This is a genomic window from Chitiniphilus eburneus, from assembly GCF_005048205.1.
Classification (GTDB): Bacteria; Pseudomonadota; Gammaproteobacteria; order Burkholderiales; family Chitinibacteraceae; genus Chitiniphilus; species Chitiniphilus eburneus.
In genome coordinates, this window is the sequence record NZ_SUMF01000001.1 from 225,679 (window position 1) to 249,155 (window position 23,477).

The 23,477-nt window shown below is 65.1% G+C and carries 21 protein-coding genes and 2 tRNA genes; 13 read left to right on the plus strand and 10 right to left on the minus strand.

Annotated elements, in window-relative coordinates; all coding sequences use genetic code 11:
• The 5 genes from FAZ21_RS01110 to FAZ21_RS01130 all read left to right on the plus strand — a co-directional run bounded on the left by FAZ21_RS01110 (window position 1) and on the right by FAZ21_RS01130 (window position 4,378).
• A complete protein-coding gene (locus tag FAZ21_RS01110) occupies window positions 1–984 on the plus strand; it encodes a LacI family DNA-binding transcriptional regulator (protein ID WP_136771430.1) in 984 nt (327 codons plus the stop codon).
• A 283-nt stretch (window positions 985–1,267) separates the two neighbouring features.
• Window positions 1,268–1,534, plus strand: a complete 267-nt coding sequence (locus FAZ21_RS01115; protein ID WP_136771431.1) for a FeoA family protein — start codon at window positions 1,268–1,270, stop codon at window positions 1,532–1,534.
• Window positions 1,531–1,770 carry a FeoA family protein gene (locus FAZ21_RS01120; protein WP_136771432.1) on the plus strand — a complete coding sequence of 80 codons (240 nt, stop codon included), beginning with the start codon at window positions 1,531–1,533 and terminating at the stop codon, window positions 1,768–1,770. The genes FAZ21_RS01115 and FAZ21_RS01120 overlap by 4 nt, the downstream gene beginning before the upstream one ends.
• Window positions 1,767–4,106: a Fe(2+) transporter permease subunit FeoB gene (gene feoB, locus FAZ21_RS01125; RefSeq protein WP_136771433.1), complete on the plus strand. Its 2,340-nt coding sequence runs from the start codon at window positions 1,767–1,769 to the stop codon at window positions 4,104–4,106. The genes FAZ21_RS01120 and feoB overlap by 4 nt, the downstream gene beginning before the upstream one ends.
• Window positions 4,103–4,378 carry a FeoC-like transcriptional regulator gene (locus FAZ21_RS01130; protein WP_136771434.1) on the plus strand — a complete coding sequence of 92 codons (276 nt, stop codon included), beginning with the start codon at window positions 4,103–4,105 and terminating at the stop codon, window positions 4,376–4,378. Before feoB ends, FAZ21_RS01130 begins: the two co-directional genes overlap by 4 nt.
• 218 nt (window positions 4,379–4,596) lie before the next feature.
• Here FAZ21_RS01130 and FAZ21_RS01135 read toward each other — a convergent pair.
• From FAZ21_RS01135 to FAZ21_RS01150, 5 genes are all read right to left on the minus strand, one after another.
• Window positions 4,597–4,672: transfer RNA gene (locus FAZ21_RS01135), tRNA-Glu, on the minus strand.
• 40 nt (window positions 4,673–4,712) lie between these two features.
• Window positions 4,713–4,789, minus strand: a tRNA-Arg gene (locus FAZ21_RS01140).
• Between the two features lie 132 nt (window positions 4,790–4,921).
• Window positions 4,922–5,095, minus strand: coding sequence for a hypothetical protein (locus tag FAZ21_RS20120; protein ID WP_169307197.1), 174 nt, complete (start codon window positions 5,093–5,095; stop codon window positions 4,922–4,924).
• Window positions 5,092–6,264 carry a PepSY-associated TM helix domain-containing protein gene (locus FAZ21_RS01145; RefSeq protein WP_136771435.1) on the minus strand — a complete coding sequence of 391 codons (1,173 nt, stop codon included), beginning with the start codon at window positions 6,262–6,264 and terminating at the stop codon, window positions 5,092–5,094. The genes FAZ21_RS20120 and FAZ21_RS01145 overlap by 4 nt, the downstream gene beginning before the upstream one ends.
• Before the next feature lie 584 nt (window positions 6,265–6,848).
• On the minus strand, window positions 6,849–9,215 hold the full coding sequence (locus tag FAZ21_RS01150) for a TonB-dependent siderophore receptor (protein ID WP_136771436.1): 2,367 nt from the start codon (window positions 9,213–9,215) through the stop codon (window positions 6,849–6,851).
• A gap of 175 nt (window positions 9,216–9,390) precedes the next feature.
• On the opposite strand from FAZ21_RS01150, the gene FAZ21_RS01155 reads away from it, so the two are divergent.
• On the plus strand, window positions 9,391–10,254 hold the full coding sequence (locus FAZ21_RS01155) for a hypothetical protein (protein ID WP_136771437.1): 864 nt from the start codon (window positions 9,391–9,393) through the stop codon (window positions 10,252–10,254).
• A 107-nt stretch (window positions 10,255–10,361) separates the two neighbouring features.
• The gene (locus FAZ21_RS01160) at window positions 10,362–11,093 is read left to right on the plus strand and encodes a YebC/PmpR family DNA-binding transcriptional regulator (protein ID WP_136771438.1); all 732 of its coding nucleotides are present in this window, start codon (window positions 10,362–10,364) and stop codon (window positions 11,091–11,093) included.
• A gap of 51 nt (window positions 11,094–11,144) precedes the next feature.
• On the opposite strand, the gene FAZ21_RS01165 is transcribed toward FAZ21_RS01160, so the two are convergent.
• Both FAZ21_RS01165 and FAZ21_RS01170 read right to left on the minus strand, forming a co-directional pair.
• Window positions 11,145–12,107 (minus strand): sulfotransferase family protein, encoded by a 963-nt coding sequence (locus tag FAZ21_RS01165; protein WP_246038449.1) that lies wholly within the window; start codon window positions 12,105–12,107, stop codon window positions 11,145–11,147.
• Window positions 12,107–12,910 (minus strand): aspartyl/asparaginyl beta-hydroxylase domain-containing protein, encoded by an 804-nt coding sequence (locus FAZ21_RS01170; RefSeq protein ID WP_136771440.1) that lies wholly within the window; start codon window positions 12,908–12,910, stop codon window positions 12,107–12,109. Before FAZ21_RS01170 ends, FAZ21_RS01165 begins: the two co-directional genes overlap by 1 nt.
• Before the next feature lie 48 nt (window positions 12,911–12,958).
• Between FAZ21_RS01170 and cysC the strand changes: the two genes are divergently transcribed.
• Complete coding sequence (cysC, locus tag FAZ21_RS01175) at window positions 12,959–13,537, plus strand: adenylyl-sulfate kinase (protein WP_136771441.1); 579 nt, start codon at window positions 12,959–12,961, stop codon at window positions 13,535–13,537.
• Window positions 13,538–13,606: 69 nt separating this feature from the next.
• Here cysC and FAZ21_RS01180 read toward each other — a convergent pair whose 3' ends face one another.
• From FAZ21_RS01180 to FAZ21_RS01190, 3 genes are all read right to left on the minus strand, one after another.
• A complete protein-coding gene (locus FAZ21_RS01180) occupies window positions 13,607–15,331 on the minus strand; it encodes a PHA/PHB synthase family protein (protein WP_136771442.1) in 1,725 nt (574 codons plus the stop codon).
• Window positions 15,332–15,390: 59 nt separating this feature from the next.
• Entirely contained in the window at window positions 15,391–16,110 is a 720-nt protein-coding gene (gene murU, locus FAZ21_RS01185; RefSeq protein ID WP_136771443.1) for an N-acetylmuramate alpha-1-phosphate uridylyltransferase MurU, read from the minus strand.
• 61 nt (window positions 16,111–16,171) lie between these two features.
• Entirely contained in the window at window positions 16,172–17,188 is a 1,017-nt protein-coding gene (locus FAZ21_RS01190; protein ID WP_211243329.1) for an aminoglycoside phosphotransferase family protein, read from the minus strand.
• A 145-nt stretch (window positions 17,189–17,333) separates the two neighbouring features.
• On the opposite strand from FAZ21_RS01190, the gene FAZ21_RS01195 reads away from it, so the two are divergent.
• From FAZ21_RS01195 to FAZ21_RS01215, 5 genes are all read left to right on the plus strand, one after another.
• A complete protein-coding gene (locus FAZ21_RS01195; RefSeq protein ID WP_169307198.1) occupies window positions 17,334–19,445 on the plus strand; it encodes an LPS-assembly protein LptD in 2,112 nt (703 codons plus the stop codon).
• Between the two features lie 4 nt (window positions 19,446–19,449).
• On the plus strand, window positions 19,450–20,736 hold the full coding sequence (locus FAZ21_RS01200; RefSeq protein ID WP_136771446.1) for a peptidylprolyl isomerase: 1,287 nt from the start codon (window positions 19,450–19,452) through the stop codon (window positions 20,734–20,736).
• Window positions 20,736–21,725: a 4-hydroxythreonine-4-phosphate dehydrogenase PdxA gene (gene pdxA, locus FAZ21_RS01205; protein WP_211243330.1), complete on the plus strand. Its 990-nt coding sequence runs from the start codon at window positions 20,736–20,738 to the stop codon at window positions 21,723–21,725. Before FAZ21_RS01200 ends, pdxA begins: the two co-directional genes overlap by 1 nt.
• 5 nt (window positions 21,726–21,730) lie before the next feature.
• Window positions 21,731–22,531: a 16S rRNA (adenine(1518)-N(6)/adenine(1519)-N(6))-dimethyltransferase RsmA gene (gene rsmA, locus FAZ21_RS01210; protein ID WP_136771448.1), complete on the plus strand. Its 801-nt coding sequence runs from the start codon at window positions 21,731–21,733 to the stop codon at window positions 22,529–22,531.
• Window positions 22,532–22,627: 96 nt separating this feature from the next.
• Entirely contained in the window at window positions 22,628–23,368 is a 741-nt protein-coding gene (locus FAZ21_RS01215) for an amino acid ABC transporter ATP-binding protein (RefSeq protein ID WP_136771449.1), read from the plus strand.
• The last annotated feature ends 109 nt before the right edge of the window (window positions 23,369–23,477 follow it).

Here is a 23,477-nt window from a genome sequence, read left to right on the forward strand (position 1 = left end):
ATGGCGGCCACCGTGCGCGACATCGCCCATGCAGCGGGCGTCTCGGTCGGCACCGTATCGCGGGCACTCAAGGGCCAACCGGGCCTGACCGAGACCACGCGTGCCCATGTCTGCGCCGTCGCCGCGCAACTGAGTTACGACATCGGGCGGCTGCGGCGCAAGCCGTTGCGGCGCGTGCTGTTCCTGCTGCACCGGCAACACAGCCCGCTGTCGGCCAACCTGTTCTATTCGGAGGTACTGCACGGCGCCGAGGAAGCATGCCGCGACGCCGGCATGGCGCTGAGCTTTCTCTCGCTCGGCCCGACCGACCCAGTGCTGGAGCAGGTGGAACTGCATGCACCCGACGCGCTGCTGTGCGCCGGCTTTTTCGAGCCGGAACTGCTGCACCTGTTGCGCGGCACCGGCCTGCCGCTGGCACTGATCGACATGTGGGCCGATGGCCTGCCAAGCGTGAATCCCGACCACCGCCAGGGCGGCTATCTGGCGACGCGCCATCTGCTGGAACAGAGGCGGCGCAACATCGCCTATCTCTCCGGCTCGCCCGCGCATTACAGCGTGCGCCAGCGGGCGCTGGGCTATCGGCAGGCGCTGTACGACGCCGGCATCCTGGCGGACCCGCAACTGGAAGTGCTGGTCGCCGACGGCGAGGCGCTGGAACAGGATGCGGCGGCCGCGCTGCGCGCGTTGCTGGCCCTGCCCCATCCGCCCGATGCGGTGTTCGCCTTCAACGACGCGGCCGCGCTGGCGGCGCTGCGCACCTGTGCGGAGCTGGGCGTGCGCGTGCCGGAACAACTGGCCATCGTCGGCTTCGACAACATCGCCGCCGCGGCGCAGGCCAATCCCGGCCTGAGCAGCGTGGCGGTGGACAAACCGGGGCTGGGCCAGGCCGGCATCCGCCGCTTGCTGCATCCCGATGGCACAGGAGCCGACGAGGTGATGCCAGTGCGGTTGATAGTACGCGGTAGCAGCCGCACGGGAGCTTGAACCCGTTGTCCACGCAAGGGATTGCCTCAACCCACCCTGTGGGAAGCCACCGGGTGGGAAGCGCGTCGGCCTTACCCACCATCCCGAGCGCATCAGCAGGGCCATCCACGCGCGCCATCCCGGCATCGGCCGCGACGGCAGCCCCGCCGTCGGGCGGCGCCACAAATGACAATGGCAAACGGTAGTCGATGCACGGCCGGCCTTGACTCATATCAAGTCCCCCACAGCCTGCGGCAATGAGAATCATGGTCATTACTGACCTCACTCGCCACGGAACCTCCCCATGGCCGCCGATCCGCTCCACTTTCCCCTGCCCCTGGCCGCGCTCGATGTCCCGTTGCGCGTGGTGCGGCTGACCGCCAGCGGCAATGCCTGCGAGCGACTGGCTGGCATGGGCCTGTTTCCCGGTTGTGAAGTGCGCCTGACGCAACGTCAGGGCGGCAACCTGGTGGTCGCCGTGGGCAACAGCCGGCTGGCGCTGGGCCGTGGCCTGGCGCAACAGGTGCTGGTGACGTCCGAACCCCTTTCCAATTCCCCGGAGCAATCATGAACCTCGATCAGATGAAGGTTGGCCAGCGCGGCCGCGTGCAAGGGTTTGCCCCTGGTGGCCGGGCCTATCGCCAGCGCCTGCTCGCCATGGGCCTGACACCTGGCACGCCGTTCACCGTGACCCGCCTGGCACCGTTGGGCGATCCGGTGGAAATCAGCGTGCGCGGCTTCGCACTGAGCCTGCGCCGCGCCGAAGCCGCCGCACTGAACATCGATCTGGACGAGGCCATGGCATGAAAAACCAGACGCTGGTGGTCGCCCTGCTGGGCAACCCGAACTGTGGCAAGACCACGGTATTCAACGCACTGACCGGCGCCCGCCAACGGGTGGGCAACTGGCCCGGCGTGACGGTGGAGCGCAAGTCCGGCCAGTTGCGCCATGCCGGCCGCGAGATCGAAGTGATCGACCTGCCGGGCATCTACACGCTGGACAGCCTGGGCGACGACAGCTCGCTGGACGAAGCGATATCCCGCGATTACGTGCTGTCGCGCGAAGCCGACGTGATCGTCAACATCGTCGATGCCGCCAATCTGGAACGCAATCTGTACCTGACCACCCAGTTGCTGGAAATGGACGTCCCGGTGCTGATCGCGCTGAACATGACCGACATGGCCGACGACAAGGGCATCGTCATCGACCTGGATGCGCTGGCCCGCGAAACCGGCTGCCCGGTGATCCCGATGGTGGCCGCGCGCAACAAGGGCATCGGCGCCTTCAAGGATGTGCTGGCCAAGGCCGGCGAGATCGTGCCTTCCGCCGCACGCCCCACTTATCCGGACGCGCTGACCGTCGCCGTCGATCGCCTGCGCGAAGCAGCGGCCCCCGAAGGCAACGCCGACGCCCGCTGGCTGGCGCTGAAGGCGCTGGAAGGCGATGCCATGGCCTGCAAAGCGATCGGCCCCACGCTGGCGCAACAGGCCACCACGCTGCGCGAGCAGGTGGAAACCGACCTGGGCGACGAGCTGGACATCGTCACCGCCGACGCGCGCTATGCCTTCATCGACCGGATCGGCAAAGCCGCCGTACGGCGCTCCAGCCAGTTGTCGCGCACGCTGTCCGACCGCATCGATCAGGTGGTGCTGAACCGCGTGCTCGGTATTCCGCTGTTCCTGGTAATGATGTATCTGATGTTCATGTTCACCATCAACATCGGCGGCGCCTTCATCGACTTCTTCGACGTGGCCGTCGGCACCGTGCTGGTCGATGGCCTGGGCCACGCGCTGGGGGCGATCGGCACGCCGCAATGGCTGATCGTGCTGCTGGCGCAAGGCATCGGTGGCGGTACCCAGACCGTGGCTACCTTCATCCCGGTGATCGGTTGCCTGTTCATCTTCCTGTCCATCCTGGAAGATTCCGGCTACATGGCACGTGCCGCCTTCGTGATGGATCGCTTCATGCGCGCCATCGGGCTGCCGGGCAAGTCGTTCGTGCCGCTGATCGTCGGCTTCGGCTGCAACGTGCCGGCGGTGATGGCGACCCGCACGCTGGAAAACGAGCGCGACCGCCTGATGACCATGGCGATGACGCCATTCATGTCGTGCGGTGCGCGATTGCCGGTGTACGCGCTGTTCGCCGTGGCGTTCTTCCCCACCGGCGGTCAGAACATCGTATTCCTGCTCTACCTGATCGGCATCGCCGCCGCCGTGCTTACCGGGCTGGCGCTCAAGCGCACGTTGCTGCCGGGCGAGAACACCCCCTTCATCATGGAGTTGCCCAGCTACCACCTGCCCGCCTTCAAGGGCGTGCTGATCCACGCCTGGAGCCGCCTGCGCAGCTTCATCTTCAAGGCTGGGCGCATCATCGTGCCGATGGTGCTGGTGCTGAACGTGCTGAACGCCACCGGCATGGACGGCAGCTTCGGCCACGAGGACACGCAGGATTCGGTGCTGTCGCACATCGGCAAGACCATTGCCCCGGCGTTCTCGCCGATGGGTGTGACCGAGGAAAACTGGCCCGCCGCCGTCGGCATCTTCACCGGCGTGCTGGCCAAGGAGGCCGTGGTCGGCACGCTCAACTCGCTTTACGACCAACTGGACGCCGCCGCCGCAGACACCGCCGCGGAGCCCGAAGTGCCGTTCGATCTGGTGGCCGGTCTGAAGGATGCAGTGATGACCATCCCGGATAACCTGGCCAGTGTGGCGGACAAGCTGACGGACCCGCTCGGCATCAAGCTGGGCGAAACCGGCGACGCCACCGCCGCCGCCTCGGAGCAGGAAGTCTCGGTCGAAACCTTCGGTGCGATGGCGCACCTCTTCGGCACCCCGGCCGCCGCCTTCGCCTACATGCTGCTGATCCTGCTGTATTTCCCGTGCGTGGCGGTGCTGGGCGCGGTGCATCGCGAAGCCGGCCTGCGCTGGGCGATGTTCATGGCGGCCTGGACCAGCGGCTTCGGCTACGGCGTGGCGGTGCTGTTCTATCAGGTGGCGACATTGTCCGCGCATCCGGCCAGCTCGCTGACCTGGATCATCGCCATCGCCCTGTGCGCGGTGCTGGCGCTGGGCGCCATGTATCGACGCGGCCGGCGACTGCGCCTGGCCATGCTGGCGGGCATCCAGCTGGGAGAAGCGGCATGACCCCGAGCGATATCCGGCAATACCTGCGCGAGCGCGGCCAGGCCAGCCTGGCCGACCTGGCCGCCCGCTTCGACAGTGACCCCGAAATGGTGCGCGGCGTGATCGCCCACTGGATACGCAAGGGAAAGGTCACCGAAATCGGCGGCGGCGATTGCGGCAAAAGCTGCTGCGCCTGCGGCACCACGGCCAGCACCGCTTACCGCTGGCAGGAACAGGACACCCCGACGATCCCACTGCATGCGACGACGGGGACTGGTTGCGGGGGGCACTAAAAAACAGGCAACCGAGAATCCCAAACCTTGGATCACAGAGAACGCAGAGAAAACCCGGAGAAAGATACCAACACACAGAACGGGACCTGCCCGGGCCTTGCTTTCTCTGTGTGACTCCGTGTTCTCTTTGCTCTCCGTGTTTCAGGATCTGGGGTTGGCCTTCCATTTCGGCCACAAATGAAAAACGGCCCAGCATTACTGCTGGGCCGTTTTTTAACTGGCGTCCCCACGGGGATTCGAACCCCGGTAGTCACCGTGAAAGGGTGGTGTCCTAGGCCTCTAGACGATGGGGACGAGGCGCGCTGTCGGTGCTGCTGACAACGTGACGAAAAAGTGGCGCACCCGGAGCGATTCGAACGCCCGACCCTCTGGTTCGTAGCCAGATACTCTATCCAACTGAGCTACGGGTGCGCGGTGCATTGCTGCATGCAATGCCAAAACCTGCATTGCAACTCCTAAGTCTTTGATTTTTAATCAAAATCGCAAACTGGAGAAAAGGCATTCTACGCATTTGCGGCGGCCTGCGCAAGCCCCGCCGCGCGCTTATCGCCGAAATGAATGGCGGGCAACGGTCCACAGCGGCCATGCCAGCGCCAGCCAGCCCAGCACGTGCCAGATACCGGTGGCCAGCAGACAGGCGAGCAAGCCGAACAACGTGGCGCCGGACAGCGCCAAAGGCATGCCCCAGACACGCCGCACGGTGGACAAGGTGCTCATGGCGCCACCTCCACCGCCACATTGCGGGCTGCCGTGGCCGGGCGCGCGGCGCGATGCCTCACCCACCACAGGTACAGGCCACTGCCGAGTACCACCAGCGTGATCAGGTCGAGCAGGCCCCAGATGATCTTCAGCGGCATGCCGCCGTAGTCGCCGAAATGCAACGGCTTGGACACCAGCAATGCCGTCATGTACCACGGCAGCTCACGGCGATCGGTCAGGCCTGCGGTTTCGGCATCGACCAGCATCGGCTTGAGCAGATGCCGCGTCAGCGGCGCCTCGCCGCGCATGAACACCGCGTAATGATGCGGGCTGGAAAAGCGGGTACCGGGGAAGGCGATGAACGACGGCACCATACCGTCGGCGGCCGCGACCGCGCTGGCCATCGAACGATCCAGCGACGCCGGGTTTTTCGGCAACGGCTTGCCCGCGTAGGGCGCAATCATCGCGGCGAGCTGGTCGTAACGCCAAGCCTGCAATGCCAGGTCGGCCAATGAGGCAATCACGCCAGTACCGCCGACCACCAGCACCCACGCCATGGTGGCGATACCCAGCAGGTTGTGCAGGTCCAGCCACTTGATTCGCCGCGCCTTGTGCCGGCGCACCGTGCCGAAATCCAGCTTGCGCATCAGCGGCCCATACACGGCAATGCCCGATACCACGGCGACGACGAACAGCAGCCCCATGAACCCCAGGAACAGCTTGCCTGGCAGCCCGAGGAACAGATCGGTATGCAGCTTGAGCAGGAAAAAGATGAGCGTCTCGTTGAAATTGGGCGCGCCCAGCACCTGTGCGGTCCGCGCGTCGAGCACCACGGTCTGCGTATCGTCCGGTGGCGTATCGGCACGCTGGCCGATCACCACCTGCACCAGATCGGGTTCGTCGGCCTCCCAGATCATGTACTGGATCGCCTCGCCCGGCCGCTGCGCCAGCGCCGCCGCCGCCACGCGGTCGAGTGGCGCATGGGGTGTCCCCGCCGCCATCGCCGGCGCCTCGATCCCATTGCCGAGCGCGTGGTCGATCTCGTGATGGAAAACCAGCGGCAAACCGGTCAGGCACAGCACGAACAGGAACAACGTACAGGCCAGGCTGGACCACTTGTGGAGCCAGTACCAGCGCTTGTAGGCCGCGCCGCCAACGGCTTGCGACGAGGAACGATCAGATTTCATTCAGGCCAGCCCTGAAAATGGAAACGCCCTCGCAAAGCGAGGGATGAGAGGGATATGCAAAGCGCAATGGTTTTGCCATGGCAGCGACAGGAGAATCGACCTGAACCGCCATCTCCCGGAAAATTCCACCTGCCACCATGCCCCACCCCGCCGCCGATCAAGCCACCCGCGAGCGCAGCGAGGCTCCCTCGCGGCGGCGAGGGCGGGGGGAGTGGAATCGACCAGGAAGCACCGTTCCTTGCATGCCACCATGGCGAGCGCCCGGCTTGGCCGGGGGCCCGTATCACGGCAGCACACTTCGCGATGCCCAAGTACATAAAGGTGTGTGCGAGGGCGGGGGGAGTGGAATCGACCAGGAAGCCCCATTCCTTGCATGCCGCCTTGGCGAGCGCCCGGCTTGGCCGGGTGCCCGTATCACGGCAGCACACTTCGCGATGCCCAAGCACATAAAGGTGTGTGCGAGGGCGGGGAAAGTGGAATCGATCAGGATGGGCCTCTGCCGGCAGCCATCGATACAGCGCCCCCGGCTTCGCCGGGGGCATACATCGATCAGCACACCAGCCAGGATTGCGTCCCCCCAGGCACTACCAGCGATACCGCGCCGACAGCGTCGTGGTGCGCGGATAGCCGTAGTAGCACCAGTTGATGCTATTGCACGCAGAGACGTATTCCTTGTCGGTCACGTTGTTCACGTTGAGCTGGAAACGCCAGTCGCGCACGTCGTAATGCGCCACCAGATCCAGCAGCGTGTAGGCGTCCGACTTCCATTCGTTGGCCGCGTCGCCGTACGACGAACCGACGTAGCGCACGCCGCCGCCGAAGCCCAGGCCGGCCAGCGTACCGGACAAGGTGTAGTCGGCCCAGAGGGAGCCCTGATGGCGCGGCAGCAGGGCAACCTGCTTGCCCAGGGTGGCCGGGTCGTTGCTCTTGGTCACTTCGCTGTCGCTGAAGGTGTACGACGCCATGACATTGAAGCCGTTGCCGAAGTTGAACTTGCTCTCGAACTCGACCCCGCGTACCTGCGTCTCGCCCTGTTGCACCGAGTTGAACAGGTGATCCGGGTCGACGGTCAGCGCGTTGCTCTGCACCGTGCGATAACCCGCGAGCGTGATCATGTGGTTGGTGCCGGTCGGCTGGTACTTCACGCCGGCCTCCACCTGCTCGCCGGTGGTGGGCTTGAACGCCGCGCCGTCGAACGCGCGCTCCAGCGTGGGCTGGAACGAGCGCGAATAGGCGACATAAGGCGCTACACCCGAATCGAACAGGTAGTTCAGGCCGACACGGCTGGAAAATGCATTGTCATGCTGCGTGGTGGAGGTGCCGGCGATCTTGTTGTCGGCATCGGTGCTCACCCAGTCCTGGCGCCCGCTCAGTGTCAGCACCCAGTTCGCGTACTTCAGTTGGTCCTGAAGATACAGCCCGGTCTGACGCTGCTGCTGGACGATGTGATAGCTGTCGGCAGGCATGGTGATCGGCGCACCGTAGACCGGGTTGAACACATCCAGCGTCGGCGCGGTGCCAAAGCCGGAGGAATAATCGTCGTCAGTGGTGCGGTAATCCAGGCCCAGCAGCAGCGTATGCGCCACCGCGCCGGTGGCGAAACGCGCTTCGGCCTGATTGTCCACGGCGAAGATCTTCGACTTGTCGTGCGGGGTGTAAGTGTAGCGGTTGAGCGTGCGCAGGTCGGGTTGCAGCCCCAGGCTGCCGACCACGTCGTGGATCACCTTGGTTTCGGCGTAGCGCAGGTTCTGCCGCACGGTCCAGGTTTCGTCGAACACGTGGGCGAACTCGTAGCCCACCGACGTCATTTCCTTTTCGTATTTGTCGAAATCGGGCTCGCCGGTATTGAGCGACGGCGAAATGGTGCCGTTGGGATTGGGCAACACGGTGCCCTGCGCGGGCAGGAAGCCGCCAGCGTTGCCGGTATCCGCCTTCTGGTAGCGGGCCAGCAACGTCAGCGAGGTGCGCTCATCCGGCTTCCAGGTCAGCGCGGGAGCGATGAAATAGCGCTTGTCGTCGCTGTAATCGACATTGGTCTCGCTGTCGCGCGCCAGCGCCGTCAGGCGGTAGAACCAGGTGCGGTCCTCATTGAGCGGCCCGCTCAAATCGAGCGTCGCCTGCTTGTGGTCGAAATTGCCCAGCTCCAGGCCGATCTCGTGCAACGGGTCTTCGGTGGGCCGCTTGCTCACCAGGTTGACCATGCCGCCCGGCGGCAACTGGCCGTACAGCACCGACGACGGCCCCTTCAGCACTTCCACCCGCTCCAGCCCATAGGGTTCGACGCGCGAAGCGCCGGTCCAGGTACCGCTGGGCATGCCCAGGCCGTCCATGAAGATGGCGGGCGTGAAGCCGCGCACCAGCAGCCAGTCGCTACGCGCATCCGGGCCGTAGGCGCCCCCCATCACGCCGGAGCTGTAGCGCAATGCCTGATCCACGCCCTGGATCGCCTGATCCTGCAATTGCTCCTTGGTGATCACGGTGACCGACTGCGGGATTTCCAGCAGCGGGGTATCGGTCTTGCTGCCGGTGCGGCTGCGCTTGGCGACGTAGCCATACACCGGCCCCTGGGCATCCTCCAGCGCGCTGGCGCTCACCGTCACCACCGGCAGCGTCGCCTCGCGCGGCGCCACCGCCGTCCGCACCACCACCGTGCCCTGATCGTTGCTCGCCTCCAGGCCGCTACCGGCCAGCAGACGCTTGAGTGCCTCGTCCGCCGACAACTTGCCCTGCACCGCCGGCGCGGTCTTGCCCGCCACCAGTTCGGGCGCGACGATCAGTTGCAGCCTGGCCTGCCGTGCCAGTTCGTTCAGCGCCTGTCCCAATGGCTGGGCGGCGATGTTGATTTCCACCGGGGCGCCGGCATCCGCCGCACTCCCGATGGGCGATGCGAGCAACAGGCCCAGGGCCAGGGCTAGCGGGGTCAGTCGATGCAGGGTTGCGGTACGGCGCATGAAACAGGCTCCAGATGAGAAAACAAGAATCGTTCTTGTTAAGACGCACCACCCGGGCAAAACCTGACATCGCCCACGAAAAAAAAAAGCGCCCACTTCCCTCGGCAACAAGCCGATGCGGCAGAACACGCTACCGACATCGCTCACGGATCAGCAACAGCCCTAAAATGCCGCCATGCCGATCCGCCCCCCCTCCCCATTCCAGCCCCGCCCGTTCGATGACGGCGAGCGCGCCGCGCTGTTGCGGCGGCTGTCCGATCTGGATGCGGGAACGCCACGGCAATGGCTCTGGCTGGAACTCGCGGCCGGCACCGCCACCGGCGAAACCCCGCGCACCCGCCGCATCGGCCGGCTGCTCGCACTGGGCGGCCCCTGGCTGGCCTGGCGCTGGCTGCGCCGCGCCGAGCTGCCCGGCCTGACGCTGTATGCACGGCTGGCCGGATCGCTACGCGCGCGCCTGCGCCATGCGCGCCAGGACGGCCTGCTCTGCGTGCTGTGCCTGCCCGCGCTGTTGGCCGGGTTCGAACGCCTGCCCGCCATCCAGGCCATGAGTGCCTGGCTGGTCGTGCTGCTGGGGACGCTCTGGCAAGCCTGGCGACAACCCGGCGCGCAGGCGTCCACACACACCGCCGACGACGACGGCGATGGCGAGGAAGAACTGCCCGGCCCGGAGGCTGCGCTGGGCCTGGCAGGGATGCTGATCGGCGCCGGACAGGCCCCGCTGGCCGCGCAACGGCTGGTGGTACAACTGCGCGCCGCCCCCGATGCCACGCTACCGGCCCTGCTGGCTGTCCTGCCCACGCTGGCCCCGTCGCCCCCGCCACCCGCCACCCGCCGCTGGCTGACCTGCCTGCACTGGCTGGCCGCCACGCTGCCCCCCGCCTGGCTGATCGGCGCCCTGCCCACGCCCTGGGGGCTGGGTGCGGCCGTGGCCTACGGCGTGCTGCTGGCGGCGAAAGCCAGCCGGGGCACGGCGCTGCTGGTCGCCGTGGCCACGCTGCTGGCCCATGCGCTGGGACGGCTGGGACATTGGCTGTAGTCGTCACGCCCGGCCTTGCGCCAGCACAACGCCGACAGCGATGGTGTCCGGCCGCGCCGTGCTAAAATCCGGCGTCATTTCAACCTACCCACGCAGGAAATCGCATCATGGCCGGCCATAGCAAATGGGCGAATATTCAACACCGCAAGGGGCGTCAGGACGCCAAGCGCGGGCAAGTCTTCACGCGGTTGATCAAGGAAATCACCGTGGCCGCCAAGATGGGCGGTGGCGATCTCAACATGAATCCGCGCCTGCGGCTGGCGGTGGACAAGGCCCTGGCGGCCAACATGCCGAAAGACAACATCAGCCGCGCCGTCGACCGGGGCACCGGCAATCTGGAAGGCGTGGACTACGTCGAAACCCGCTATGAGGGCTACGGCATCGGTGGCGCGGCGGTGATGGTCGATTGCCTGACCGACAACAAGACCCGCACCGTGGCCGACGTACGCCATGCGTTCTCCAAGTATGGCGGCAACATGGGCACCGACGGCTGCGTGAGCTTCCAGTTCAAGCATTGCGGTTACCTGGTGTTCGCACCCGGCACCAATGAGGACGCGCTGATGGAAGCCGCCCTGGAAGGCGGCGCCGAGGACGTGATCACCAACGACGACGGCTCGATCGAAGTCATCACCCCGCCGTACGAGTTCGTCACCATCCGCGAAGCGCTGGAAGCTGCCGGCTTCAAGGCGGAGATGGGCGAAGTCACGATGAAGCCCCAGGCCGAGACCGAGCTGGCCGGCGACGACGCTGCCAAGATGCAGCGCCTGCTGGACGCGCTGGAATCGCTGGATGACGTACAGGATGTGTACACCACGGCGGTGATGGACGACGTGGAGTAACCCACGCTGCCGACGAAACAGGCGCCCTGCGGGGCGCCTTTTTCATGGCCGTCACGCCGAACCCGATCGCAATGCCTCCAGCGCGCGATAGGACGGCATTGCCCATTGCTCGATGGCTTCGATCAATGCAGCCGGCGCCTCGGCACGTTTGCTGGCGCCATCCTCCGCAAAAGTGGCTTGCGGCTGCTTGGCGTGATGTGCGGCTTGCGCCAGCACCGCTTCATTGCATGCGGGTGGCACGCCCAGCAGGTCGCCCAGCCGGCCGCAGACCGCGTGCGGCAGTTCGAGATAATTCACCGGTAGCAGGTGGCGCGCCTCGCATTGCGCCAGCCCGGCCGCGAGCAGCCGTCCCAGCGTCCTGGCGATGAACTGCACCCGAGGCATCGCGGCCGCCTCGTCCGGCGCGAACGCCAGCGGCGATGCGCCGATCAGGCCCGGCACCATATGCCGCCCCGGCTGGCGCAGGTGCGAGACGGCGATTTCCAGCGGATGGCGATACAGGTAAATGCCCGGCACATCGGGGAACGCAGCGCGCATCCGGTCAGCCTCGAAGATGTTCCAGGCGTCCAGCTTGATCACGACACACTGCTCGGCGCCCTGCCGCCGCTGGCCCAGCGCCGATACCAGGTCGCGCAGCCAGGCGCCTTGATGCGCTTCGGCGGTGGCATCGCGCCAGGGTGCGCGCAGCACCGCATCCAGCGGTGGCGGTTCAGCGTAGACCGCATGGCTGTCGAGCGCGCACAGCATCCGGGTGATCAGCGTGGAACCACAGCGCGACGCATGATAGACCAGCGCCTGCAACGGCACGCCCGGGCTGGCCTCGCGCCAGCGCGACAACTCGGCCATGGCGGTCTGTCGGCGCAGCGCCTGGTTGAACGGGCGCCGCAACGCCGCTTCGATGCTGTCCTGGAAAAAAGGCTCCGTCAGCGGTGCCGCGCCGAACCAGGCCCAGTCGATCGACCAGCCCCCCTCCGCGCCCCACGCGCGGATCGGCAGCCAGTCACGATAATCCATCACGCCATCCATTGTTCGCTCCAGGCGCGCCGGCCCTGCCGCATCGCGTTCCGGACATCGTCCGCCCCCAGCTTCAGGCCGATCTCCCCCGCCAGTTGCAGCAGCGTATCGGTGAACTCGGCGGCGGATTCCAGCCGGGCCAGTTGCGCGATCAGCGTGGGGTCGGCATGGATATGCGCGCGCAGTCGGGCGAACTCGCGCGCGCCCCGCGCCGGGCGGGATGGCGGCGTATCGCCCAGGCCGGCCGCGATGGCGGTGGACAGCCAGTCGCAACGGGCCACGTCGATGACCAGGTGCACGCGCTCGAGCGCGCTGTCGTTGTCCACCCGGTGCGGGCGCGACAGATCCAGCATCCAGCATTCACCCGCCACCATCGGCACCGCCTCGCCATCCAGCACGAATTCCACCTGCGGATGGGTGCGCAGCGGAATATGTAGGCGCACGTCACCATCGGGCGCACCCAGGTCCGGGTCGCGATGCTCGCGGATGCGCGCGCCCGCCGCCAGTGACAGTAACCGCGCGCTACGGATGGGCGCCTTGATGCGGTCCAGTACCGTTTGCCATGCGGGGAACCGTTGCAGCCATTCGGTAGCGATTACCGACTGGCATCGCTCCGGCGGGGCCAGCGGAGTCAGCGCTCCGGCTGGCGCGATCAGCGCGATGCCCCGCCACTCACCTTCGTAGTGCTCGGTATTGAAGTGGCGGCTCCAGGCCGCATCGGGCATGCGATCCAGCCAGATCGCCAGTTCGGCGGCATCGAAACGCAGTGGCAGGCGGGCATGGCGTGGCAGTGGCGAAGACATCGGCGTCGATGGCGTTAAAATGATGACGCCGAATTCTAGACGTCCACGATGATCCTACCCAATTCCATTTCGTTATCAGCGTATCCCGGGAATGGCGCGGTACTGCTGTTCACCGGCCTGCCGGGTGCCGGCAAATCGACGCTGTCGCAACAACTGCACGCGCAGCTCACCGCGCAGGGGCACGCGGCGGCGATCCTGGATGGTGATGTCCTGCGGCGCGGTCTGTGCGCCGACCTGGGATTTTCCGAGGCGGATCGTAGTGAAAACGTACGCCGCGCCGGTGAAGTGGCGCGGCTGATGGCAGAAGGCGGGCTGTTGGTGCTGCTGGCGCTGATCGCGCCGTTGGCACGGCAACGCGCCATGTTGCGGGAGCGGGTCGGCGCACCGTTCCTGGAAATCTGGTGTGCGGCGCCACTGGCAGCCTGCGAGGCCCGAGACCCGAAAGGGCTGTACGCGCGGGCGCGGGCTGGGGCGCTGCCAGGGCTGACCGGTATCGATGCGCCCTACGAAGCGCCACGCCAGCCCGACCTCATGCTCGACACCGATCGCCTGACGCCGCAGCACTGCCTGCAACAGGTAACGGCACTGCTGGAAGCACGGCTACCGCATCTGACACGGCGCGGCTGATCCCGCGCCGCACCCATGAAAAACCCCACCCGAAAACAGGGGTGGGGCGGTCGGCGATGCGGATCGCGCTCAGGATTCGCGCACGTAGAGGCCCGGGGCGGCGTCGATGACCGGGTACTTGCGGCTGGCCGTTCTGGGCTTCACCTGGTCGCCCGAACGCGGACGCAGCCATTCCACCCAGCTCGGCCACCAGGAGCCGGGTTGCTTGGTCTGGGCGCTCTTCCATGCTTCGTCCACCGTGCCTTGCGGCACGTCGCCCTGCCAGTAGCTCCGCTTGGAGTCGGGGCGCGGCGGGTTGACGATACCGAGGATGTGGCCGGAGGTGGACAGCGTGAACCTCACCGGCGCGCTCACCCGTTCGGTCAGCTTCCAGGTCTGTTTCCACGGCGCGATGTGGTCTTCCTCGGTGCTCACCATGAACAGCGGCGAACCGATGCGCCCCAGGTCGATCGGCTGGCCGGCAATGGTCAGCGCGTCGGGCTGGGTCAGCCGGTTGTTGAAGTAGAACTCGCGCAGGTAGTAGCAGTGCATGCGCTCCGGCATGCGCGTGGTGTCCATGTTCCAGTAAAGCACGTCGAACGGCATCGGCGTTTCGCCCATCAGGTAGTTGCCCACCCAGTAGTTCCACACCAGGCTGTTGGCGCGCAGCATGCGGAAGCTGGCCGCCATTTCCTTGCCGTCCAGGTAGCCCTTGCGCTTCATGGTGTTCTCGACGAACGCCAGGCCCTCTTCATCCAGGAAGACTTCGATGTCGCCCGGCCAGGAGAAATCGGTGAGCGAGGTCAGCAGCGTGGCGCTGGCGACGAGCTTCTGCTCTTCTTCACGCTTGGCCAGCCACGCCAGGTAGGTGGCCACCAGCGTGCCGCCGATGCAATAGCCGACGAGGTTGACCTGTTCGCTGCCAGAGATTTCGCGCGCCACTTCGACAATGCGCGCCACGCCATCGGTCAGGTAATCGTCGAATGCGACGTCGCGCGAATCACCGTCCGGGTTCTTCCAGCTGGTGATGAAGACCGAGAAGCCCTGGTCGACCAGGAACTTGATCATGCTCTTCTTGGCATCCAGGTCGAGCACATAGAACTTGTTGATCCACGGCGACACGATGACGATGGGCACCTTGTGCACGTTCGGCGTGGTGGCCTCGTAATGGATCACCTCGAGCAATTTGCCACGATAGACCACCGCGCCGGGCGTGGTTCCCAGATTCTCGCCCACCTTGAAGGCGGACATGTCGGTCATGGCGATGTCGCCGCGGGCCACGTCGCGCGAGTAATTGATGAACCCTTCGAACACGCTTTCGCCGCGCGTGGCCAGCGCCTTGACCATGGCCACCGGGTTGAGGAAGAAAAAATTGGTGGGGGCGACCGCGTTCAGGTACTGCCGCAACCAGAATGCGGCGCGCGAACGGTCATGCTCGTCCAGTTCCGGCGTGGCGTAGAGCGCATCCTGCAACCAGCGGGTGTTGAACAGGTACCACTCCTTGACCATGTCCCAGTACGGCGAATCGTTCCAGATGGCATCGGCGAAACGCGTATCTTCGGGGTTTGGCACGAAGGGATCGTTTTCGGGCAACCCCAGCGCACGGCCCGCCGCCGCGTTGCACCAGCGGATGTAATCGTTGGTCCAGTCACCGAGCGTGGCGGCGAGTTGGTCGGGATGGGACAGCCACGCACGTTGTGCGTCGAACCCGGTCTGCATCAGGCCGAACGGGTCGAAGGCCTGCCGCAACGCATGCTGCATCTTGTTGTACCGAGCTTGTTGCTCAGAGAGAAAGCTGGATTGCGACAACGTCATGGTTCAGCTCCTGAAAGGCGTTCAAGCCAGATTACGCCGCACTGCAACATGCCAGCAAGTTACAAATCCGGCATATTTGATGGCACTTCGACCACTCGCCGATTAGCTTCATCCAGCCGTTCCACGGTTCCTACATCCAGCCAGCACCCGTCGAAGCGCTCCGCGCTGACCTGTCCGCGCGCCATCGCATCCAGGAAGCACGGCAGCAAGGGCTTGGGTGCAGCGGGTGCAACATCGGCGAAGAATTCCGGCCGGTAGAGCGCGATGCCCGAAAACGTCAGCGGCGCATCACCGTCCTCGCAGGGCCTGGCCCGGCCATCCGCGTCCAGCGTCAGATCGCGCCCTGTCGGATAACCCGCCTTGGGTACCAGCACCAGATGGGCCGTGGCACCGGCAGGCATCTCACCCAGCCGGGCGGCAAGACCGGCAAGCCTGTTGAAATCGTAGTCGGTAAAAATGTCGCCGTTGATCACGGCAAAGGGCTGCCCGCCGAGCAACGGCAGCGCATGCGCGATGCCCCCCGCCGATTCCAGCGCCCGGCGTTCCGGCGAATAACGGATCGATACCCCGTAATCGCCACCATCGCCCAGCCGCGCTTCGATCAGGTGACCGAGCCAGGCATGGTTGATGACCACATTGGTGATCCCCGCCGCAGCCAGCCGTCTCAGGTGCCAGCCGATCAACGGTATGCCCGCCACTTCCAGCAGCGGCTTGGGGCAGGTATCGGTCAGCGGGCGCATGCGTTCGCCGCGGCCGGCGGCAAGGATCATTGCTTTCATTGGGGCGTGTGCTCAAGGGATGGGGGCGACGGTCTTCCGTCACATGGCGTTGCTCGCGCGACTAAAAGGTGTAGCCCACCGTCTCGCGTTCGCCGTGCAGGTCGAGCAACAGGCGGCCGAGCGGCGTCAGTTCACTGTAGCGGCGACAGACCGCCCTGACGTAGCCGAACACGCGCGGGATATCGGCGAGATAGCGATCCTTGCCGTCGCGATGCTTCAGCCGCGCAAACAGGCCCAGCACTTTCAGGTGACGCTGCAAACCCTGCCACTCGAAGGCGGCGTAGAAATCGCCGAAGTCGGCGTGGACCGGCACACCCTCGGCGCGAGCACGCTCCCAGTAACGGATGGCGAGATCGAGCACGAAATCCTCGCTCCAGTCGATGTAGGCATCGCGCAGCAGCGACATCAGGTCGTAGGCGACAGGGCCATGCACGGCATCCTGGAAATCCAGCACCGCCAGCTCGTTGCCCACCACCATCAGATTGCGCGAGTGGTAGTCGCGATGCATGAACAGCATGGGTTGCGCGGTGTTGCGTGCCACGATCAGGGCAAGCGAACGCTCCCATACCGCGAGCTGGCGCTCGTCGAGCTGGCACCCGAGGTGCACGCCGACATACCACTCGCGGCAGATTTCCATTTCGCGACGCTGGAACCCGGCGTCGAACACGGGCAGATGTGCGCTGGCAAGGCCCGCCTGCATCCGCACCAGCAGGTCGATGGCCTTCAGGTACCAGTCACGTGCGACAGCGGGGCCATCCAGTAGCGGCGTCAATTCCTGGGTGCCGAGATCTTCCAGCAGCACGAAACCCTGCGCCGCATCCTGCGCCAGCACCGCCGGCACGCGGATGCCAGCGGCCACCAATTCGGCCTGCCGCGCCAGGAAAGGGGCAACGTCGAACTGCGCCGGGTCGGCATCCATGACCAACACGCTGCGGTCGGGCAACCGGGCACGCCAGTAGTGCCTGACGCTGGCATCCGAGCCGCCCGCCTCCAGCGACAATGGCTGGGTGTCGGTCACCGTGGCCAGCCAATGGCGCAAGGTCTGTCGGCGCGCATCGGCGTTCGGGGAGTCATTCACATTGGTTTGCTGCATGGCGCCAGGGACATTGGGGTAGAATCCGCGAATTCTATCAGTTGCCCGGCCTATGTTCGCCTTCCCGCCGCTCCGACTTTCAGCCCTTACGCTCGCCCTTCTGGCCGTTCACGCGATCGCGGCGGAGGAAGTGCCCGAGCCCGCGATCCAGATCGAAGCCGACGAGGCCATCGCCCGCTCCCGCACCGAGGCGGAAGCGCACGGCAACGTGATCATTCAGCGCGATACGACCGAAGTGCGCTCCGAATGGGCGCAGTACGATTCGGCAACCGATCACCTGAAGGCCGGCGACGCGGTGCGCATGACGCGCGACGGCGACGTCCTCACCGGCAACAATCTCGACTACTACCTCGGGCCGCGCCGCGGCACGCTGGACAACCCGGACTATCACGTGGCGCAAGGCGTGGCGCGCGCCGACGCGGTGAAGCTGCTGTTCGACGGCCCCGATCGCTACAAGATGCGCAGCGCCCGCTTCACCACCTGCCCGGCCGACCGGGATGACTGGTACCTGCGCGCCAGCACGCTGTCGCTCGACTACGCCAACAACGTCGGCATGGCCTACAACGGCTGGATCCAGTTTTACGGCGTGCCGATCCTGTACTCGCCCTGGCTGAATTTTCCGCTGTCGGGCAACCGGCAGACCGGCTTCCTGGCCCCGTCGATCGCCTTCGACAACCGTAACGGCATCGACATCCAGACCCCGTTCTACTGGAACATCGCGCCCAATTACGACGCCACCTTCTATCCGCGTTACCTGACCGATCGCGGCACCATGCTGGGAGCGGAGTTCCGCTACCTGCAACCGTCCTATAACGGCCAGATCCGTGCCGAGCGAATCAGCGATCACAAGGAAGAAGAGGATCGCTACAGCATTTCCTTCCTGCATCGGCAACAGATCACGCCGCGACTGTCGATGTCGGCGCAGGTGGAAAAAGTATCGGACGACGATTACTTCAACGATTTCGGCGATCAGGTGGCGGTGGCTTCGCAAACCAACCTGCCGCGCGAGCTGGCGTTCAATTACGCCGGCGACGGCTGGAGCGGGCTGGCACGCTGGCAACGCTTCCAGACACTGCAAAGCGAATCCGACCCGGTCGATATTCCCTATGCGCGGCTGCCGCAGCTTTACTATTCGAGTTCGCCTCACTGGATCAAAGGCGCACAGATCAGCCTGACCGGCGAATACACCGATTTCAGCCACCCGACCAAGATCGACGGCCAGCGGATGTGGGTCAATCCCACCATCACCTATCCGTTGTTGCAGACGTCGTATGCCTTCATCAAGCCCAAGGTCGGCGTGCACGCCAGCTACTACATGCTGAACGACAACGGCAACATCGAAGGCGATAACATCAGCCGCGTCCTGCCCACTTTCAGCCTCGATTCCGGCCTGATCTTCGAACGCGACGACACCTTCAAGGGCTGGGATTACACACAAACGCTGGAACCCCGCGCCTACTACGTGTACATCCCGTACAAAGACCAGTCCAACCTGCCGAATTTCGATTCGGCGCTGACCGATTTTTCGCTGGCGCAGATTTTTTCGGAAAACCGTTATTCCGGCAATGACCGGATCAACGATGCCAACCAGATCACCTTGGCGCTGACCACCCGTTTCTTCGAAGGGGATAGTGGCGAGGAACGGTTCAACGCCACCATCGGCCAGCGTTTCTATTTCCAGGACCAGCGGGTGACGCTGGATGCCTATGAAAAGCCCGCCGATGTGCAGGAGTCGGACCTGCTGATCTCGTTCGGCGGCCGGTTATGGCGGCAGTTCATCGCGAACTATTCATTGCAATACAACGTCAATGAAGGCGCCACCGCCCGGGCCGACGCCGGGCTTGGCTGGGCGCCCGGCGAGGGCCGCGCGCTCAATCTGCGCTACGTGATGAACCGCAATGTCAGCCCGATCATCGAGCAGATCGATATTAGCGGCCAATGGCCCATCACGCGCAACTGGTATGGCGTAGCCCGCTATAACTACTCGCTGAAAGACCATAGCTCGTTGGAGGCCCTGGCGGGGCTTGAGTACAATGCCGGTTGCTGGGCGCTGCGGCTGGTGGCCCAGCGCTACGTCAACGACGACAGCGATACGGCCGAAGACGAAGACAAATACACTGTCACCTATTTCGCCATGCTCGAACTTGGCGGACTGGTCGGCCTGGGGAGCAATCCCGTTGCCACGCTGCGCCAGTCCATTCCCGGTTATACCGATGTCGTTGCACCAACCTCGATCAAGTAAAGCCATGAAGCTGCTCCAATCCGTTCTACCCGCCCTGGCCCTGTGCCTGACCGCCCTGGCCGCACCGGCCCAGGTGACCACCGTCGATCGTGTCGTCGCGGTGGTCAATCGCGGCGCGATCACCGAGGGCGAACTCGACGCCCGGATCGCCTCGGTCAAGAAGAACCTGCAAGGCAAGAGCGTGCAGTTGCCACCCGATGACGTACTGCGGCAACAGGTGCTCGAACGCATGGTCCTGGACCAGATCCAGATCCAGTACGCCAACCAGATCGGCATCCGCGTGGACGATGCACAGCTGGAACGCGCCATTTCGCGCATCGCGGAGCAGAACAAGCTGTCGATGGCCGAGTTCCGCGGCAAGCTGGAAGCCAGCGGCATGAGCTGGAAGGCGTTCCGCGAGGATATCCGTAACGAAATCACCATCGCCCGGCTGCGCGAGCGCGAGATCGACAACAAGGTGTTCGTCTCCGAAAACGAGGTGGACGACTACCTCAAGCTGAATGCCGGCAAGGCAGAGCAGGAATTCCAGTTGTCGCAGATCATGGTGTCGATCCCCGAAAACGCCTCCGCCGACCAGATCCAGGCCCGGCGGGCGCGCATCGTGGCCGCCCGGCAGGAACTGGCTGACGGCAAGGCATTCTCCGCCGTTGCCGCCAGCTATTCCGACGGCAAGGAGGCCATCAGCGGTGGTTCGCTGGGCTGGCGCCAGTCGGGCAGCCTGCCGCCCGCAATGCTGCAACTGCTGGACAAGATGCAGGTCGGGCAGGTCACCGAGATCATCCGCAGCCCGATCGGTTTCCACATGTTCAGGCTGGATGAAAAACGCGAGGCCAACCACCGCGAGGTGGTCCAGCAGACCCACGCCCGCCATATCCTGATCAAGACCAGCGAGCTGGTTTCGGAAAGCGATGCCCACCAGAAGCTGCAACAGTTGCGTGACCGCATCGTGGCCGGCGCATCGTTCGCCGAGGTGGCGCGCGGCTTCTCCGAGGACGGCAGCGCCGCCAACGGCGGCGACCTGGGCTGGGTCAACCCTGGTGAAACCGTGCCCGAATTCGAACAGGCGATGAATGCGCTCAAGCCGGGCGAAGTCAGCGCCGTGGTGCGCTCGCCGTTCGGTGTCCACCTGATCCAGGTGCTGGAGCGCCGCCAACAGGACGTCACGGAAGAACGCGAGCGCTTCCGCGTGCGGATGGCGCTCAAGCAACGCAAGTCCGACGAAGCCTTCGACGACTGGCTGCGCCAGGCGCGCGACCGCGCCTACGTGAACATCCGCCTGAACGACGATTGATGCGCCCAGCCCTCGCGCTCACCACCGGCGAACCCGCCGGCATCGGCCCGGAGATTGCGGCCGCCCTGGCGGCCGGCAATCACGAGGCGCGGCTGGTCTTGCTGGGTGACCGCGATCTGCTGACCCAGCGCGCGCAGGCGGTCGGGGTCACTGCCGCGTGGCCGGACTTCGATCCGGCGCGTGACGACGACGTCGCCATCCTGCATTGCCCACTGGCCGTTCCGTCACAGCCCGGCCAACTGAATCCGGCAAACGCCGCATATGTACTGAAGCTGCTGGACACTGCCATCGACGGCTGCCTGGATGGCACCTTCGGCGCCATCGTCACCGCTCCCATCCACAAGGGCGTGATCAATGATGCCGGCGTAGCCGAGGGTTTCTTTTTCGGCCACACCGAGTACCTAGCGGTACGTACCGGCACCGAACAGGTGGTGATGATGCTGACCGGTGGCGGAATGCGCGTAGCGCTGGCGACCACGCATCTACCATTGGCGGAAGTGCCGGATGCCATCACACCCGAGACGCTCAGCCGCACGCTGCACATCCTGCATGCCGATCTGAAAACCAAGTTCGGGCTGACCGCACCGCGCATCCTGGTTGCCGGGTTGAATCCCCATGCCGGCGAAGGCGGCCATCTGGGTCGCGAGGAAATCGACGTCATCGAACCAACGCTGGCCGCGCTACGCGCCGAAGGCATGACGCTGATCGGCCCGCTACCCGCCGATACGCTGTTCAACCGCAAGCAACTGGAACAAGGCGATGCCGTGCTGGCGATGTATCACGACCAGGGCCTGCCGGTCCTGAAGTTCGCCAGCTTCGGCCACGGTATCAATGTCACGCTGGGCCTGCCACTGATCCGCACTTCGGTGGACCATGGCACCGCGCTGGACCTCGCCGGCACGGGCAAGGCCGATCCAGGCAGCCTGCAAGCCGCGCTGGCACTGGCCCGGGAACTGGCCACCGCTGGCGCCGACCGTCAATCCCGCTAAATTCCATGGCACATATTCCCCGCAAGCGCTTCGGCCAGAACTTCCTGCAAGACCAGGGCGTCATCGCCGATATCGTCAATGCCGTCGATCCGCATCCAGGCGATGCGCTGGTCGAGATCGGCCCTGGGCTGGCGGCACTGACCGGCCCCCTGATCACCCGTGCCGGACGCCTGCACGCAGTGGAAATCGACCGCGACATCGTCGCCCATCTGACTCAGCGTTACAGCGCCGAGGAACTGGTGATCCACAACGTCGATGCGATGAAGTTCGACTTCGGCCAACTGGCCGACGAGATCGCGCCTGGCGGCAAGCTGCGGCTGGTCGGTAATCTGCCGTACAACATCTCGACGCCACTGCTGTTCCATCTCGCCAGCTTTGCGCCGCGCATCGCCGACATGCACTTCATGCTGCAAAAGGAAGTGGTCGATCGCATGGTCGCCGAGCCTTCGACAACCGACTACGGGCGGCTGTCGGTGATGCTGCAACTGCGTTTCTATATGGAACGGGTGCTGGATGTGCCTCCTGGCGCGTTCTACCCGCCACCCAAGGTGGACTCCGCCGTGGTACGGCTGCTGCCGTGGCCGGAGCCACGCTATCTGGTAAACGATCTGGGGCGGCTGGAAGATCTGGTCGTCGCGGCCTTCGCCCAGCGTCGCAAGACCCTGCGCAACAACCTGAAGGGCATTGTGGACGACACCTTGTTCGCCACCCTGGGAATCAATCCCGGCCTGCGCCCGGAAAACCTGGAAGTCGGCCAGTTCGTCGCACTCGCCAACGCGCTGGACACGGTTCCCTCCCGCCGCTAGCCGCGCGCGCCCATGGCGCGCGATTCAGGGATTTCCCGTCTTGCGCACGTGCCAGCGCCCACACACACTGCTGGCAATCCAAGGCGAGACAATCCCATGATCCGCTTCAGCAATGTCGATAAGTGGTACGACCGCGAGCACCACGTGCTCAAGAACATCAACCTCAAGGTGAACGTCGGCGAGGTGGTGGTGGTCTGTGGCCCCTCCGGCTCGGGCAAATCCACCCTGATCCGCACCATCAACCAGCTCGAACCGGTGGAACGCGGCGAGATCTGGGTGGACGAGGTGCAGGTGAACAATCCGCGGACCAACATCAACCGTATCCGCGAGGAAGTCGGCTTCGTCTTCCAGCACTTCAATCTCTATCCGCACCTGTCAGTGCTGGACAACATCACCCTCGCGCCGATCAAGGTCAAGAAACTCGCCCCCGCCGTGGCGCGCGAACGCGCGCTGGAACTGCTCAACCGCGTGGGACTGGCGCACAAGCGCGATGCCTATCCGGCCAATCTGTCCGGTGGCCAGCAACAGCGCGTGGCCATCGCGCGCGGGCTGGCGATGCAGCCCAAGGTGATGCTGTTCGACGAGCCCACCAGCGCGCTCGACCCGGAAATGATCGGCGAGGTGTTGCAGGTCATGCAGGACCTGGCCAAATCCGGCATGACCATGATGGTCGTCACCCACGAAATGGGCTTTGCCCGCGAAGTGGCGGATCGCGTGATCTTCCTCGATCACGGCGAAATCCTGGAAGACACCCAGCCGGAATGGTTTTTCACCCGCCCCCAGCACGAGCGCTCGCGCCAGTTCCTGCGTCAGGTGCTGGCCCCGATGCACGGCTGATTCCAAGAATTTCACGGAATTTGCCGCATTTTGGCAACATCTCGATGCGAATGGCGCTTCCCCAGCGCTAGGGATATCACTGAGAGCAGCAGGGAATCGACCTGCCTAT

Bases quoted from the DNA above. Each gene is read 5' to 3' on its own strand.
- murU (WP_136771443.1), bottom strand. From the start codon at position 16,110: ATGAAAGCAATGATCCTTGCCGCCGGCCGCGGCGAACGCATGCGCCCG.
- FAZ21_RS01145 (WP_136771435.1), bottom strand. From the start codon at position 6,264: ATGAAATCTGATCGTTCCTCGTCGCAAGCCGTTGGCGGCGCGGCCTAC.
- FAZ21_RS01150 (WP_136771436.1), bottom strand. From the start codon at position 9,215: ATGCGCCGTACCGCAACCCTGCATCGACTGACCCCGCTAGCCCTGGCC.
- cysC (WP_136771441.1), top strand. From the start codon at position 12,959: ATGATCCTACCCAATTCCATTTCGTTATCAGCGTATCCCGGGAATGGC.
- FAZ21_RS01160 (WP_136771438.1), top strand. From the start codon at position 10,362: ATGGCCGGCCATAGCAAATGGGCGAATATTCAACACCGCAAGGGGCGT.
- FAZ21_RS01180 (WP_136771442.1), bottom strand. From the start codon at position 15,331: ATGACGTTGTCGCAATCCAGCTTTCTCTCTGAGCAACAAGCTCGGTAC.
- FAZ21_RS01130 (WP_136771434.1), top strand. From the start codon at position 4,103: ATGACCCCGAGCGATATCCGGCAATACCTGCGCGAGCGCGGCCAGGCC.
- FAZ21_RS01215 (WP_136771449.1), top strand. From the start codon at position 22,628: ATGATCCGCTTCAGCAATGTCGATAAGTGGTACGACCGCGAGCACCAC.
- FAZ21_RS01165 (WP_246038449.1), bottom strand. From the start codon at position 12,107: ATGGATTATCGTGACTGGCTGCCGATCCGCGCGTGGGGCGCGGAGGGG.
- FAZ21_RS01170 (WP_136771440.1), bottom strand. From the start codon at position 12,910: ATGTCTTCGCCACTGCCACGCCATGCCCGCCTGCCACTGCGTTTCGAT.
- FAZ21_RS01200 (WP_136771446.1), top strand. From the start codon at position 19,450: ATGAAGCTGCTCCAATCCGTTCTACCCGCCCTGGCCCTGTGCCTGACC.
- FAZ21_RS01120 (WP_136771432.1), top strand. From the start codon at position 1,531: ATGAACCTCGATCAGATGAAGGTTGGCCAGCGCGGCCGCGTGCAAGGG.
- FAZ21_RS01115 (WP_136771431.1), top strand. From the start codon at position 1,268: ATGGCCGCCGATCCGCTCCACTTTCCCCTGCCCCTGGCCGCGCTCGAT.
- feoB (WP_136771433.1), top strand. From the start codon at position 1,767: ATGAAAAACCAGACGCTGGTGGTCGCCCTGCTGGGCAACCCGAACTGT.
- pdxA (WP_211243330.1), top strand. From the start codon at position 20,736: ATGCGCCCAGCCCTCGCGCTCACCACCGGCGAACCCGCCGGCATCGGC.
- FAZ21_RS01110 (WP_136771430.1), top strand. From the start codon at position 1: ATGGCGGCCACCGTGCGCGACATCGCCCATGCAGCGGGCGTCTCGGTC.
- FAZ21_RS20120 (WP_169307197.1), bottom strand. From the start codon at position 5,095: ATGAGCACCTTGTCCACCGTGCGGCGTGTCTGGGGCATGCCTTTGGCG.
- rsmA (WP_136771448.1), top strand. From the start codon at position 21,731: ATGGCACATATTCCCCGCAAGCGCTTCGGCCAGAACTTCCTGCAAGAC.
- FAZ21_RS01155 (WP_136771437.1), top strand. From the start codon at position 9,391: ATGCCGATCCGCCCCCCCTCCCCATTCCAGCCCCGCCCGTTCGATGAC.